Source organism: Cupriavidus sp. SK-4, from assembly GCF_000611125.1.
Classification (GTDB): domain Bacteria; phylum Pseudomonadota; class Gammaproteobacteria; order Burkholderiales; family Burkholderiaceae; genus Cupriavidus; species Cupriavidus necator.
On sequence record NZ_JFJW01000102.1, the window covers coordinates 34,607 to 48,623 of the forward strand.

Annotated in this window: 13 protein-coding genes; 7 read left to right on the forward strand and 6 right to left on the reverse strand. The window is 66.1% G+C overall.

Translation table 11 applies throughout. The annotated features are described in order from the left end of the window. Genes copD through CF68_RS22455 form a run of 4 tightly spaced genes read right to left on the reverse strand, consistent with a single transcriptional unit; the run spans position 1 to position 4,237 of the window. Positions 1–933, reverse strand: a complete 933-nt coding sequence (gene copD, locus CF68_RS22440) for a copper homeostasis membrane protein CopD (RefSeq protein WP_035823055.1) — start codon at positions 931–933, stop codon at positions 1–3. Beyond that, positions 934–1,320: a copper homeostasis periplasmic binding protein CopC gene (gene copC, locus CF68_RS22445; protein WP_035823058.1), complete on the reverse strand. Its 387-nt coding sequence runs from the start codon at positions 1,318–1,320 to the stop codon at positions 934–936. A 35-nt stretch (positions 1,321–1,355) separates the two neighbouring features. Next, positions 1,356–2,354: a copper resistance protein B gene (locus CF68_RS22450; protein WP_035823059.1), complete on the reverse strand. Its 999-nt coding sequence runs from the start codon at positions 2,352–2,354 to the stop codon at positions 1,356–1,358. A 29-nt stretch (positions 2,355–2,383) separates the two neighbouring features. Beyond that, positions 2,384–4,237: a copper resistance system multicopper oxidase gene (locus CF68_RS22455; RefSeq protein ID WP_035823061.1), complete on the reverse strand. Its 1,854-nt coding sequence runs from the start codon at positions 4,235–4,237 to the stop codon at positions 2,384–2,386. A 166-nt stretch (positions 4,238–4,403) separates the two neighbouring features. On the opposite strand from CF68_RS22455, the gene CF68_RS22460 reads away from it, so the two are divergent. Then, positions 4,404–5,099 (forward strand): heavy metal response regulator transcription factor, encoded by a 696-nt coding sequence (locus CF68_RS22460; RefSeq protein WP_035823062.1) that lies wholly within the window; start codon positions 4,404–4,406, stop codon positions 5,097–5,099. Continuing rightward, positions 5,096–6,469: a heavy metal sensor histidine kinase gene (locus CF68_RS22465; RefSeq protein ID WP_035823063.1), complete on the forward strand. Its 1,374-nt coding sequence runs from the start codon at positions 5,096–5,098 to the stop codon at positions 6,467–6,469. Before CF68_RS22460 ends, CF68_RS22465 begins: the two co-directional genes overlap by 4 nt. Here the strand turns inward: CF68_RS22465 and CF68_RS22470 are convergent. Then, complete coding sequence (locus CF68_RS22470) at positions 6,459–7,505, reverse strand: LysR family transcriptional regulator (protein ID WP_084187385.1); 1,047 nt, start codon at positions 7,503–7,505, stop codon at positions 6,459–6,461. The two genes, CF68_RS22465 and CF68_RS22470, sit on opposite strands and share 11 nt — an antisense overlap. 143 nt (positions 7,506–7,648) lie before the next feature. Between CF68_RS22470 and CF68_RS22475 the strand changes: the two genes are divergently transcribed. After that, positions 7,649–8,833, forward strand: coding sequence for an FAD-binding oxidoreductase (locus tag CF68_RS22475; RefSeq protein ID WP_035823064.1), 1,185 nt, complete (start codon positions 7,649–7,651; stop codon positions 8,831–8,833). A 43-nt stretch (positions 8,834–8,876) separates the two neighbouring features. Here the strand turns inward: CF68_RS22475 and CF68_RS22480 are convergent, their stop codons facing one another. Next, on the reverse strand, positions 8,877–9,491 hold the full coding sequence (locus CF68_RS22480; RefSeq protein WP_051591631.1) for a helix-turn-helix domain-containing protein: 615 nt from the start codon (positions 9,489–9,491) through the stop codon (positions 8,877–8,879). A gap of 150 nt (positions 9,492–9,641) precedes the next feature. Between CF68_RS22480 and glnT the strand changes: the two genes are divergently transcribed. The 4 genes from glnT to CF68_RS22500 are packed head-to-tail and all read left to right on the forward strand — an operon-like array spanning position 9,642 to position 13,995. Next, positions 9,642–11,036 (forward strand): type III glutamate--ammonia ligase, encoded by a 1,395-nt coding sequence (gene glnT / locus CF68_RS22485; protein WP_235205855.1) that lies wholly within the window; start codon positions 9,642–9,644, stop codon positions 11,034–11,036. A gap of 15 nt (positions 11,037–11,051) precedes the next feature. After that, positions 11,052–11,960, forward strand: coding sequence for an amidophosphoribosyltransferase (locus CF68_RS22490; RefSeq protein ID WP_035823069.1), 909 nt, complete (start codon positions 11,052–11,054; stop codon positions 11,958–11,960). Then, positions 11,948–12,640, forward strand: a complete 693-nt coding sequence (locus CF68_RS22495; protein WP_035823071.1) for a protein glxC — start codon at positions 11,948–11,950, stop codon at positions 12,638–12,640. Before CF68_RS22490 ends, CF68_RS22495 begins: the two co-directional genes overlap by 13 nt. Further along, positions 12,640–13,995, forward strand: a complete 1,356-nt coding sequence (locus CF68_RS22500) for an FMN-binding glutamate synthase family protein (protein ID WP_051591632.1) — start codon at positions 12,640–12,642, stop codon at positions 13,993–13,995. The genes CF68_RS22495 and CF68_RS22500 overlap by 1 nt, the downstream gene beginning before the upstream one ends. Positions 13,996–14,017 lie beyond the last annotated feature (22 nt).

Here is a 14,017-nt window from a genome sequence, read left to right on the forward strand (position 1 = left end):
TCACGGCGGTGCCGGAGACAGCATCCCCAGCATGGCCACCAGGGCCATCACCAGCGCGGCGGCGCACGCCTCCAGCAGCAGGCTGCGCCGCAACTCCAGCGTCGCCGCCCGATGCTCTCCGGCCTGCACTGCCAACGCCAGCCGCGGGCTCAGGCGGAAGCGGTTCGCGGCGGCCAGGCCAAGCATCGCCACGAACAGCGCGAGCTTGGCGGCCAGCAGCCCGCCATAGGACATCGGCGCAAACTCCGGCAGCGCCGGGCCCACGATGAACCAGTAGTTGAGCACGCCGGTCAGCAGCAGCGTGGCAACGATGATGGTGCCGACGCGGGCGAACCCGTTCGAGGTGCGACTCAGCAGTGCCACCGCCGCCTGGTCCGATGCCGGCCGCGCCAGCGACAGCAGCACGAACGCGGCCAACGCGCCAACCCAGGCGCCGGCGGCCAGCAGGTGGGCCACGTCGGCGCTCAGGTGGAGATAGCGCAAGGCGCCCTCATGCATCGCGCCGTGGCCGCCCCAGGCCAGCGTGGCCAGCGCTACCCCGCCGAACCCGGCCAGCGCGGCGAAGCGCGCGCCCGGCCGCCTGCGCCAGGATACGCAGGTCAGCACGCAAAGCAGCAGGGCCGCCAGGCGCACCGACCAGGCCACGCCGAAATCCGTCCCCGTGACGATCATCGCGAAGACGTGGCCCTGCAATGCAGCGTAGTCGGACACCCCCGTCATCGCCCGGGCCATCACGACGAGCGCCCCCAGCGAGAGCACGATGCCCGCTACGGCACAGCCCAGCGCAAGCGCCTGGCATCGCATGGCAAAGCGTGAGGCCCGTTCACCCCGATGCAGCGCATAGGTGCAGAACAGCGGCAGCCCGAACAGCAAGGCCAGGTCGACATAGAGCGCCAAGCGCAGCCCGGCGGCTACCCAGTCCGGCTGCGGCAATCACTTCACCGTGAAGGCAATCTTGCCGTTGACGGGATGGGTATCGGACGACACTGCCCGCCAGTCCACCCGATAGCTGCCCGGCGGCAGCGGCTGCGCCGGCGTGATCACCATGGCCTTGGGGTCGTCGCTGCCGGAGACTTTCGCGGCCATCTTCATCGGCGCATGGTCGGCCATGCCCGGCATGCCGGTCATCACCAGGTTGGCGCCGGAAAACTGAGTGACCAGGTTCTCGGAGAACTGCAGTTCGATCTTCTGCGGCGCGGCCACCTCGGCCTTGTCCGCCGGCGTGGACGACACCAGCTTCGGGTGCGCGAAAGCGATGCTGCTGGCCAGCGCCGCGGTTGCGGCAAGCAGGGTCTGGATCAGGGGGCGATTGGCATGCATGGTTATCTCCGCTTGGGGATGATGAAGTTGTGGTGTCAGAACCAGACGCGGACACCGGCGACGAAACGCGTTTCGCCCGCCTTGCCGCCAGAGGTCCGGATCATGTCGGCGGTATTGCCGAAGGTCTGGTAGCGCTCCACGCCGATATATGGCGCGAACTGCCGGCTGAACTCATAGCGCAGCCGCAGCCCCACGGTGCCGTTGGACAATCCGCTGCCGATGCCCACCTCCGGGTCGTTCTTGCCATAGAGGTTGGCTTCGATGCGTGGTTGCAGGATCAGGCGCTGCGTCAGCAACAATTCGTATTCGGCTGACAGCCGCAGCGCAGTGCGGCCGCTGGTGCCGACATAGGCCGTGGCATCGACCTCGAACCAGTACGGCGCCAGCCCCTGCACGCCAAAGGCCAGCCAGTTGCGCGCCGGGCGCCCGCTGCCGGCGTCGTTGCGCAGGCCCAGTTGCGTATCCCAGTAGCTTGCCACGGCGTGGCCCCACAGCAGCTCGGTGCGGGCCTCGTGCAGCTTGCCCTTCGACGCCTCGCCCTCGGCCTTGAGCACCAGCTTGTCGTAGCTGTTGCCGAACCATGCCTGCATCTCGTAGGCGGCGGCATTGCTGCCGTTGGCGTGGGCCCACTCCAGGCGGTCGACCAGCACCGAGGCGAACAAATGCTCGTCGGCCATCACCAGCTGGCGCTTGTCGCCAAGCGCGTACTTGCCGACGCCCAGCTGGTAGCCGCCGGAATAGGCATGCGGATCGCGGGCGTCGGGCGGCGCGCTGCCGCCCTGCATCTTCATGTCGCCGTGGTCCATGGCAGGGGCGGCCATGTCCTGCATGTCCGGCATCGGCGCGCCGCCACCGTCCATGGTCTGGATCCCGTCCTGCTCCATGCCCTGCATCTGGCCATGGTTCATGCCCTGCATGGCGGCCGGGGCATCGTGCTTGTGCGCATGGCCGGCATGCGGGTCCTGCGCCTGGGCTGCGCCGATTGCGGTGAATGCCAGCGCCGCGGCCAGTATCGTCTTCTTGTGCCTGTGCATGGAGATAATTGCGAATTCAGGTTGAGCCATCACGCCACCACCACTTCGCGGAACATGCCCGCATCCATATGCAGCATCAGGTGGCAATGCCAGGCCCAGCGTCCCAGCGCATCGGCGGTGACCAGGAAGCTGATGCGCTGCGCCGGCTGCACGGGGATGGTGTGGCGCCGCGCCTGGAAGCTGCCGTCCGGCGTTTCCAGCTCGCTCCACATGCCATGCAGGTGCATGGGGTGGGTCATCATGGTGTCGTTGTGCAGGATCACGCGCAGCCGTTCGCCATGCTTGAAGTAGATCGGCGTCGACTTGCCGAACTCGACGCCGTCGAAGGACCAGGTGTAGCGCTCCATATTGCCGGTCAGGTGCAGCTCGACCTCGCGCCCGGCGCCGCGCGCATCCATGGCGCCGCCGATGGTGTGCTGGTCGGCCAGGGTCAGCACGCGCCTGCCGTTGTTGCGCAGGCCGATGCCGGGATCGTCCAGGTTGGTGCGGGCCATGTCGACCCGCATGTCGGTGCCCGGACCGTATTCGGTGCGGGCGTGGCGGGCGGTCTTGCTGGGGACCTTGAGCGGATCGGCAGCGGCCATGGCGTGCTGGCTGTGGTCCATGCCGGCGTGGTCCATGCCCTGCATCGGCATCGCGCCGTGCTGCATGGCGCCGTGTCCGGCATTCCCGCCATGGCCGCCATGCCCGCCGTGGCCCGTCATCGCGCCCATCATGTCGGTCATGGTCAGCCATTCGGCCTGGTCGAGCGCGGGCACCGGCGCCGCCAGCCCTTCCCTGACCGCCAGCGTGCCGCGCGCATAGCCGGTACGGTCCATCGATTGCGCGAACAGCGTGTACGCGTCGTCGCGCGGTTCGACGATGGCGTCGCAGGTCTCGCCAGGGCCGAAGCGGAATTCATCGACCGTGACCGGTTCGATATCCTGGCCGTCGACCTGCACCACCCGCAGCTTCAGCCCGGGGATGCGCACGTCGTAGAAGGTGTTGCCCGAGCCGTTGATAAAGCGCAGGCGCACGGTCTCGCCGCGCCGGAACAGCCCGGTCCAGTTGCCGGCCGGCGTGACGCCGTTGGCCAGGTGCGTGAGCGTGGCGCTGGACAGGTCCGCCAGGTCGGTCGGGCTCATCCGCATCTGGTTCCACATGCTGCGCTTGTCCAGCGCCTGCTTCAGCCCGTCGCGCGAGACGTCGCGGAAGAAGTCGACCACGGTCGGCTGGTTGTAGTTGTAGTAGTCGCCCTGGACCTTGAGCTTGGTCAGCACCCGCATCGGGTCCTCGTCGGTCCAGTCCGACAGCAGCACGGTGTGGTCGCGGTCGGCCCGCACATTTTCCCGGCCAGAGGCCGAATCGATGACGATGCCGCCGTACACGCCGGTCATTTCCTGGAAGCCCGAATGCGAGTGGTACCAGTAGCTGCCGGTCTGCGCGACCTTGAAGCGGTAGGTAAAGGTCTGGCCGGGCGGGATGCCGGCAAAGCTGATGCCGGGCACGCCGTCCATCTCAAACGGCAGGATGATGCCGTGCCAGTGGATCGAGGTAGCCTCGCGCAGGCGGTTGGTCACGCGGATGGTAACCGTGTCGCCCTCGCGCCAGCGCAGCGTCGGGCCGGGCAGCATGCCGTTGATGGTGGTGGCAATGGCCGGCTTGCCGGTAAAGTTGACCAGCGACTCGCCGATCACCAGGTCGAACTCGGTGCCGCGCAGGACCGGCGCCGAGCCGGAGCCGGCCGGGGCAGCCTGCCCGGCGCGCTGGCCCGCATGCTGCGCCCACGCGCTGCCGCCGACGCCGGCAAGGCCGGCCACCACGCCGCCGGCAACCAGCCCTTGCACGAAGCGGCGGCGGGGTAAATCGGGCAGCACAAGGCCGGTACTGGGGTGGCGTCGCATGTCATCAGTCCTGGTTGAAAGCATGCCAAGCGTAGCGAAGGCCACCCTACGCTCGTCTGACTGGAACATGACATTCCGGTAATCTTCCGGTCATGTTGGCGCCCGCGTTGCCGGCGTAGAGTTGCCGGACCCTGCCGAAAGGGCTGATCGATCAAGGAATGTGCTGATGAAACTGCTAGTGGTGGAGGACGAGTCCAAGACCGGCGAATACCTGCGCCAGGGGCTGACCGAGGCGGGCTTTGTCGTCGACCTGGTGGCCAACGGGCTGGACGGCCAGCATATGGCGATGACCGAGCCCTATGACCTGGTCATCCTGGACGTGATGCTGCCGGACCTCGACGGCTGGCGCATCGTGCAGGCGCTGCGCGCCGCGGAGATCGCCGTGCCGGTGCTGTTCCTGACCGCGCGCGACAGCGTGGCCGACCGCGTCAAGGGGCTGGAGCTGGGTGCGGATGACTACCTGGTCAAGCCCTTCGCCTTTTCCGAGCTGCTCGCGCGGGTGCGCACGCTGCTGCGCCGGGGCACGGCGCAGATGGCGCTGGACCGCATCCAGGTGGCCGACCTGGTGCTGGACCTGGGCCGCCGCCGGGCCACGCGCGCCGGGCGCCGCATCACGCTGACCAGCAAGGAATTCGCCTTGCTGGAACTGCTGGCGCGCCGCCGCGGCGAAGTGCTGCCGCGCTCCTTGATCGCCTCGCAGGTGTGGGACATGAACTTCGACAGCGACAGCAATGTCATCGACGTCGCCATCCGGCGCCTGCGCGCGAAGATCGACGATGAGTTCGAGCCCAAGCTGATCCAGACCGTGCGCGGCATGGGCTATGTGCTGGAAGCCCCCGAGGCAGCGGAGGACAGTGAATGAAGGGCCGGATGTCGCTGACGGCACGGCTCACCATCCTGTTCTCGCTGTCGTCGGCCGCGGTGCTGCTGGGGCTGGGCGTGCTGATCTGGCTGGCGATCGACAATCATTTCGCCGACGAGGACTACGCCGTGCTCGGCGACAACGTGCGGCTAATCCAGAAGATCGCGGCCGAAGGCCCGGCGGCGTCGCTGCCGCAACGCCTGGGCCCGGTGCTGGAACACCATGCCGGATTCGTGGCCGAAGTGCGCGCCGCCGACGGCCGGCGCCTGTATGCCACGCAGGACTTCGACTTCGGCATGGCACTGGCCGCCGCCGCGCAGCTGCCGGCGCAGCGGCATGCCTTCACCTGGGAACAGGGTGGCCAGACCTACCGCGGCATGCGTGCGCTGGCGCAGGTGCCGCCCGGACAGCCGGGGCCGCTGCAGGTCGTGGTCGGCATGGACACGGCGCTGCATGCCCACTTCATGCACGCCTTCCGCCAGTCGCTGGCCTTCTACACCGCGCTGGCCGCGCTGGCGAGCGGGCTGCTGGGCTGGTGGGCCGCGCGCCGCGGGCTCTCGCCACTGCGCACCATGGCCTCGCGCGCTCGCACCGTCACCGCGCACAAGCTCGACGAGCGCATGCCGGTCGATGCCGTGCCGGTGGAAATGGCCGACCTGGCCGCGACGCTCAACGCCATGCTGGAGCGCCTGCAGCGCGATTTCGAGCGCCTCTCGGAATTCTCATCGGACCTGGCGCACGAGCTGCGCACGCCGATCACCAACCTGATGACGCAAACCCAGGTGGTGCTGTCGCAGCCGCGCGATGCGGACAAGTACCGCGACGTGCTGGCGTCCAACGTGGAAGAGCTGCAGCGGCTGTCGCGCATGGTGTCGGACATGCTCTACCTGGCGAAGATGGAGCACGGCATCACCCTGCCGAACGCCGAGCCGATCGAGGTGGCTGATGAGGTCGCTGCGCTGTTCGATTTCTACGATGCGTTGGCCGAGGACAAGGGTGTGCGCATGGCCGTGCGCGGCAGTGGCCGCATCACCGGCGACCGGCTGATGCTGCGGCGGGCGTTGAGCAACCTGTTGTCGAATGCGCTGCGGCATACCCCAGCGGGCAAGGGCATTGTGGTGGAGATCTTGCCCTCTGCCGAAGGGGTGACGGTGGTTGTCGAGAACGAAGGCGAGACCATCCGGCCTGAACTGCTGCCCTCGCTGTTTGACCGGTTCTTCCGCGCGGACAAGTCGCGGGCGCGGCCCGAGTCCGATGGTGCGGGGCTGGGGCTGGCGATCACGCAGGCGATTGTGGCCGCGCATGGCGGGGGGATTGGGGTGGAGTCGGAGGGCGGGAGGACGCGCTTTGTCCTGACGTTTAGGGCATAGGGACTGAGGAAGATTCCGCCGTGCCAGCGGTGATCGCATCCGCCGGCAAGCCAGGCAGCATGGCGCGTATCGCGGGGACGAGCTCCCGCGTGAGCACCGTCCGCGTGATGCGGGCAATGTCTTCGGCGAGGCCGGACCATTCCGCCATTCGGCAAAGCAGGTAAAAATCGCGCTGGCCCAGCCGGGATGGCGGGATCGGCACCAGCTCGACCTGATCCAGCCACACCCGCGATTGCCAGAGGCAAAGGGGCGTGCTGACGGCCCACCCAAGTCCCGCAGCCACCAGGCTCAGTAGCGGATCGGTCGCATCGAACTCGAATCGACGTGCCGCTTCCACGCCGATATGGCGCAGGTATCGCTCGACTTGCTGGCCGATGACCGAGCGCTGCGTGTAGCGGATCAGCGGCAGATCGCCAACACGGTCGGCGAGGTCTCGGGCCTTGGACAACGGCAGTACATGGCTGCCTTTGGGAAATACGGCCACCCAGCTTTCGGAAAACAGAAGTCGCTGGCCAATGCGTGCTTCGGCTACCGGAACTTCGGTGCAGATCGCCAGGTCCAGCTCCCGGCCCAGCAGCTGGGCATTCAGGCCCGGGGTCAGGCCAGACCAGAGCTGCATTTGCCTGGCAGACCCTGACAGTCCGCGAATCAACGCCGGCCCCAGCGTCGCGGCAAAGGAGTCCACACAACCGAGCCGAATCTGGGCGTGCTCCAGCCGCACGCGCTTGCGCAGCTCCTCATCCACATGCCTGGCGTCGGCCAGCAGGCGATCCACCATCTCCAGCAGGATGTTCCCTGCGCGCGTGGGCCTGGCGGGCCGAACTTCCCTGTCAAAGAGCTGGATCCCGTACTCGATCTCGAGCGAGCGGATCATCTGGCTGACCGCGCTTTGACTGACGCCGAGCCGTTGTGCGGCCATTGCCATGGAACCGGATTCGCAGACCGCCATGAAGGTCTGGAGCGCGTGCAGGTCGGGCACGCGCTCGCGGCGCCGGGTCGGGGAAATCGCGGAGGGCATGGGAGCGGACTTGGCCATGTGCTTGCCTGCAGCAGGGAGCGGTGTCGGCCACTATAACTTAAGCAAATCTAAACTTTCTTATAAATATTTCTTCATCTAAGACTCCGGGCTGCCGTCGCTTCTAGCCTTGCATCCAGTTCTGATCCCACCAGGAAATCTCCATGCAAAGCTACGATGCGATCGTTATCGGGGCCGGCGTGATCGGCAGTTCTGTCGCCTGCCATCTCGCCCGCCAGGGTTGCACCAACGTGCTGGTGCTCGAGCGCATGCAGATCGGTACAGGAACCACCTCCCAATCCAGCGGCATTCTGCGGACGCACTACTCGGTCATCGAGAACGTCCGGCTGGCGCAAGCGTCGTGGCAGGTGTTCAACGACTTTGCCGCTTACCTGGGCGACGAAGAGGCCTCCGCCGGCATGGTCAAGTGCGGCTACCTGATCGCCGCGCCGGATGGTCCCAAGCTGGCCCCGCTGCGTGCCTCGCTGGAGGCCCAGCAGGCACAGGGGATCGAAGTGCGTTTGCTCGATGCAAAGGAAGCGCAAAGCCTGCTTCCGATTGCCCGCTTCGATGACGCCGCGCTGATCGGCTACGAGCCGGAAGCCGGCTTTGCCGACGCTTACCTGGTCGCCACCGGCTTTGCGCGGGCGGCGCGCCGCCTCGGGGTCCGGATCCTCGAAGGCGTCGGAGTCGAAAGGTTGTTGCTCGACGGCGGCAAAGTCGCCGGCGTTGAAACCTCGCGAGGGACCTTCCTCGCCGGCACAGTGATCAGCACCCAGAATATCTGGGCGACCGAAATCGAGCGCTGGACCGGCATCGCCAGCCCGGTCGTCCCCGAGCGCCATGCCGTGCTGGCACTGGAAGCGGCATCGCCCTATACGTTCCAGATGCCGGTGTACAAGGACCTCGGCTCGCCCGGCATGCTGTATTGCCGCAGTTACGGCGGCAGGCAGATGCTGGTCAGCGAGGGCACCGTCGGTGAGACGCTGTCGTCGCCGGACAACGAGCAAGGCGACATCAGCATGGATTACATGGTCGAAGTCGGCGCGCAAGTCGCCGAGCGCTTCCCCGCCTATGCGGACGCCGGGATTGCTTCGTCCTGGACCGGCGTCTACGACGTGACGCCCGACTGGAACCCGGTGCTCGGGCGTCTGCCCGATGTACCGGGTCTCGTGGTGGGTTACGGCTTCTCGGGCCACGGCTTCAAGCTGGCTCCCGCGGTCGGACGCGTGCTGGCCCAGGCAGCCCTGGGCATCGAGACCGAGATCGACATCGCCCCTTATTCGCTGGAGCGCTTCCGCAATGGTGCGTTGCTGACTGGCAAGTACGGTCTCGGCGCGGTGTCCTGAGCCCCGCCTTTGCTGTGCTGCCGATCCTGATCGCAGGGCACCATCACTCCCCTTGTCGCGGATAGATGGTGATGGACAGGAACCTGATCGGACACCTGGTCAGGCCTACCGGGCCATGCGGTATCTCGCCGGCGAAGGTCAGGGAATCGCCGGGTTCGAGCGTATAGGTTTGCTGTCCGCAGCGATACTCGACCACACCCTCCAGCATGTACAGGAATTCGGTGCCGGGGTGCTGGAAGGTCGGATAGCGCTCGGTGTCGTCCTCGATCGTGATCAGGAACGGCTCAAAGGCTTTCACGGGGCCCTGGTCATAGGCCAGCAGATGATAGGTATGGCCGCTCTTGGTGCCGCGCCGCACCACCTCCATCCCCGCCCCATGCCTGACATGCTGCGCGGCGGCCGACGCGCCATCGTACTTGCTGAACAGCACCGCCATTGGCACGCCCAGCGCGCGGGCGATACGGGCAAGCGTATCCATGCCGGCCATGGTGCTGCCGGTCTCGATCTTCGACAGCATCCCGCGGCTCAGGCCTGCCTGTTCCGCGACCTGGGCAATCGTCAGCCTTTCCCGCAGCCGCAGCTCGCGAATGACCATGCCCACCGATTCCTCAATGTGGGGCACGTGGGCTTCAAAAGGGGGCTCGGCATGGGTCTTCATGTGGGTCTCTCGGTCATTGACGCACCAGGAGGATGATTCCTGATGGGCACACTTGTTGCTCCACAGGAATCATCGCAGATTTGCGTCCCAGTGAGCAAGTCATGCGCCTGGCGCTGCGAGGCGCATTCCAAAGTCGGAAGGAGCCGATCCATGAAGTCAGAGTTGAGTGTGCATCTTTCCGCGCCAGCCGGGGCGCTGACCCCGGCTCCGCGGTTCAACACCGTCGAAGACGCTCAAGACTATCTGCTGACGCGCGGCGTCAGCTACGTCCTCGCGCAGTTCGTCGATATCCACGGCGTCGCCAAGGCCAAATCGGTGCCAGTGGCGCATCTTGGCTCGGTCCTGGCGGAGGGTGCGGGCTTTGCCGGCTTTGCCATCTGGGGCGTCGGCATTGAACCGCATGGCCCGGACTTCATGGCTCGCGGGGATCTCGACACCATCGGGCTGGTGCCATGGCAGCCGGGCCTGGCCCGGATCGTATGCGAAGGGCATGTCGATGGTGCGCCATGGCAGTACGACAGCCGGGTCGTCCTGAAGCGGCAGATCGCCAGGCTCTCGCAACGAGGCCACACGCTCTATACCGGCCTCGAGCCTGAATTCTCGCTGCTGCGCCGTGACGACAAGGGCGGCATCGCGCCGTGCGACCCGAGCGATACGCTGGCCAAGCCTTGCTACGACTACAAGGGGCTGTCGCGCACGCGCACTTTCCTGGAGCGTCTGTCCAACGGACTGCGCGCGGCGGGAATCGATGTCTATCAGATCGACCATGAAGACGCCAACGGGCAATTCGAGCTGAATTACACCTACACCGACTGCCTGACCTCTTGCGACCATTTCATCTTCTTCAAGATGGCAGCATCGGAAATCGCCAACGAGCTGGGCCTGGTGTGCTCCTTCATGCCGAAGCCGTTTGCGAACCGCCCCGGCAACGGCATGCATATGCACATGTCGATCGGCGATGGCCAGCGCAACCTGTTTGCTGACAAGAGCGACCCGCGCGGGCTGGACCTGTCCCAGCTGGCCTATCACTTCCTTGGCGGGCTGCTGGCCCATGCGCCGGCGCTCACGGCGCTTTGCGCGCCCACCGTCAATTCCTACAAGCGGCTCGTGGTGGGCCGTTCCCTCACCGGCGCCACCTGGGCTCCCGCGTATATCAGCTATGGCGACAACAATCGCTCGAGCATGATCCGCATCCCCAAGGGCCGGCTGGAACTGCGGCTGCCCGATGGCGCCGCCAACCCGTATCTCGCCACAGCGGCCGTGATTGCGGCGGGGCTTGACGGCATCGACCGGAAGCTCGATCCCGGCGCACCGCGCAACACCAATCTCTATGAGTGGAGCGAGGCGCAGCTGGCCGAAGCCGGCATCGGCCTGCTGCCCCAGAACCTTGGCAGCGCGCTGGATGCCCTCGAAGCCGATGCGCTGATGACCGAGGCACTGGGACCCGTTGCGCAAGAGTTCCTGAAGCTCAAGCGCATGGAGTGGCTCGAATATCAACGGCATGTCTCGGACTGGGAAGTGAAGCAGTACCTGGAATTCTTTTGAAGAAGGAATCACGCTATGTGCGGAATTGTTGGATTGTTAGTCAAGACATCTTCGCTGCGGGAAAAGCTTGGCGAGCTGATGGTGCCCATGCTGATCGGCATGACCGAGCGCGGCCCGGATTCAGCGGGATTGGCGGTGTTCTCGGCGCCTGTGGAAGAACGCCACAGGAAGATCAGCGCCTATGCCGGCTACACCGATGACGGCGAACGCTATGACTGGAATCGCCTGGCCGACGCATTGAATGCGGCCCTCGACGTGCACGCATCCGTGCAGGCACAGGGAAACCATGGCATCGTGACCTTCCGCGGCGAGCCAGAGCGCGTCAAGGACTGGATCGCCGCGAACGACCCCAAGCTGCATGTGTTCTCGACGGGCCGCAGCATCGACCTCTACAAGGACATCGGCACCCCGGCTGAAGTGGCAGCCCGTTACCGCTTCGCCGAACTCCAGGGCAGCCACCTCGTCGGCCATACCCGCATGGCCACCGAGTCCGCCGTCACGCCCGATCGCGCACACCCGTTCACCGCCGGCGAGGACTTTTGCCTGGTGCATAACGGCTCCCTGTCGAATCCCAACGGCATCCGGCGCATGCTGGCGCCCCATGGCATCCACTTCGACACCGACAACGACACCGAGGCGGCAACGCGTTTCCTGGAATGGCGGCTGCGCGAAGGCGACACGCTCGAGCAGGCGCTGCAGGCAGGCTTTGATGTCCTCGATGGTTTCTACACCTTCCTGATGGGAACCCCCACGGAACTGGCGCTGATCCGCGACCCCTTCGCCTGCAAGCCCGCGGTAGTGGCCGAAACCGACGACTACGTCGCCATCGCGTCGGAATTCCGCTCGCTGGCCCACCTGCCCGGCGTCAGGCACGCCCATGTTTTCGAACCAGCACCCGAGGAGATGTACGTATGGAAAGCGTGAAGTTTGACCTCGCGGTCACGCCGCTGCGCGAAGTCAACCAGTACCTGCACAAGGACGTGCCTGCGCAAGGCGGCTTGCACGTGCGGATCGACAACCCGAACGGCGCGCACGCGATCGCTGCCGGATTGAACGCGCCTGTCGACGTGGTCATCGAAGGCCATGCCGGCTACTACGCCGCCGGGATGAACCAAGGCGCCACCGTGACGATCAATGGCAGCGCCAGCACGGGCGTTGCCGAGAACATGATGAGCGGCAAGGTCCACGTCAAGGGCTTCGCTTCCAACGCCGCAGGTGCCACCGCCCAGGGCGGCCTGCTGGTAATCGACGGTGATGCCGGCCTGCGTTGCGCGATCTCCCTGAAGGGCGCCGATATCGTCGTCGGCGGTTCCGTCGGCAGCTTCTCGGCGTTCATGGCACAGGCGGGCAACCTGGTGGTGCTCGGCGACGCCGGCGAAGCGCTGGGTGACTCGCTATACGAAGCCGCCATCTACGTGCGCGGCAAGGTGAAGAGCCTGGGCGCTGATTGCGAAGAAAAGACCATGGGCCCGCGCGAACGCGAGGTGCTGGCCGACCTGCTCCACCGCGCCGGCCATGTGGATGTCGACCCGTCGTCGTTCAAGCTCTATGGCTCGGCCCGCACGCTCTACAACTTCCATGTCGATAACGCCGGAGCCTACTGATGAATGCCCCGACCCAACTGCAGGAGCTGGCATTGAGCTCCACCCAGACTCCCCCGCGCTATTCCGCGACGTTCGACCCGGCCACCCTGGCCGAAATCCGCCGCGCCGCGGCCACCGGCATCTACGATATCCGCGGCGGCGGCACCAAGCGCAAGCTGCCGCATTTCGATGACCTGCTGTTCCTGGGCGCCTCGGTCAGCCGCTATCCGCTGGAAGGCTACCGGGAGAAGTGCGGGACCGACGTCGTACTGGGAACGCGCTACGCCAGGAAGCCGATTCACCTGAAGACGCCGGTCACCATTGCCGGCATGAGCTTCGGCGCGCTGTCCGCACAAGCCAAGGAAGCACTGGGACGCGGTGCCACCATCGCCGGCACGAGCACAACGACGGGCGACGGTGGCATGACACCGGAGGAGCGCGGCCAGTCGCAGACGCTGGTGTACCAGTACCTGCCCTCGCGCTACGGCATGAACCCCGACGACCTGCGCAAGGCTGACGCCATCGAAGTGGTCATCGGACAGGGCGCGAAACCCGGTGGCGGCGGCATGCTGCTGGGACAGAAAATCAGCGCGCGCGTGGCAAGTATGCGATGCCTTCCCGAAGGCATCGATCAACGCTCGGCATGCCGGCATCCGGACTGGACCGGCCCCGACGACCTCGAGATCAAGATCCTCGAACTGCGGGAAATTACCGACTGGGAGAAGCCCATCTACGTCAAGGTTGGCGCCACCCGCCCCTACTATGACGTGGCCCTGGCGGTCAAAGCCGGCGCCGACGTGGTGGTGCTCGATGGCATGCAGGGTGGCACCGCCGCGACGCAGGAAGTGTTCATCGAGCATGTGGGCATCCCCATCCTTGCGGCAATCCGGCCCGCGGTGAAGGCGCTTCAGGACCTGGGCATGCATCGCAAGGTGCAGCTGATTGTCTCGGGCGGCATTCGCAACGGCGCGGACGTTGCCAAGGCCCTCGCTCTTGGGGCAGATGCCGTTGCCATCGGCACGGCTGCACTGGTCGCGCTGGGAGACAACGATCCGCGCCATGCCAGCGAGTATCACAAGCTCGGGACCGTTCCGGGGGCTTACGACGACTGGCATGAAGGCAAGGATCCCGCAGGCATTACCACGCAGGATCCGGAACTGGCTTCTCGCCTGGATCCGGTACAGGCCGGCCGGCGCCTGGCCAACTACTTGTCGGTCATGACGATGGAAGCGCAGATTATCGCGCGTGCCTGCGGCAAGTCGCACCTGCATAACCTGGAGCCGGAAGACCTCGTTGCGCTGACCGTCGAGGCGGCGGCGATGACACAGGTGCCGCTTGCCGGGACCGCGTGGGTGCCTGGGCAAGGTGGGTACTGAGTTCAAGTGGCACCCAAAAAAG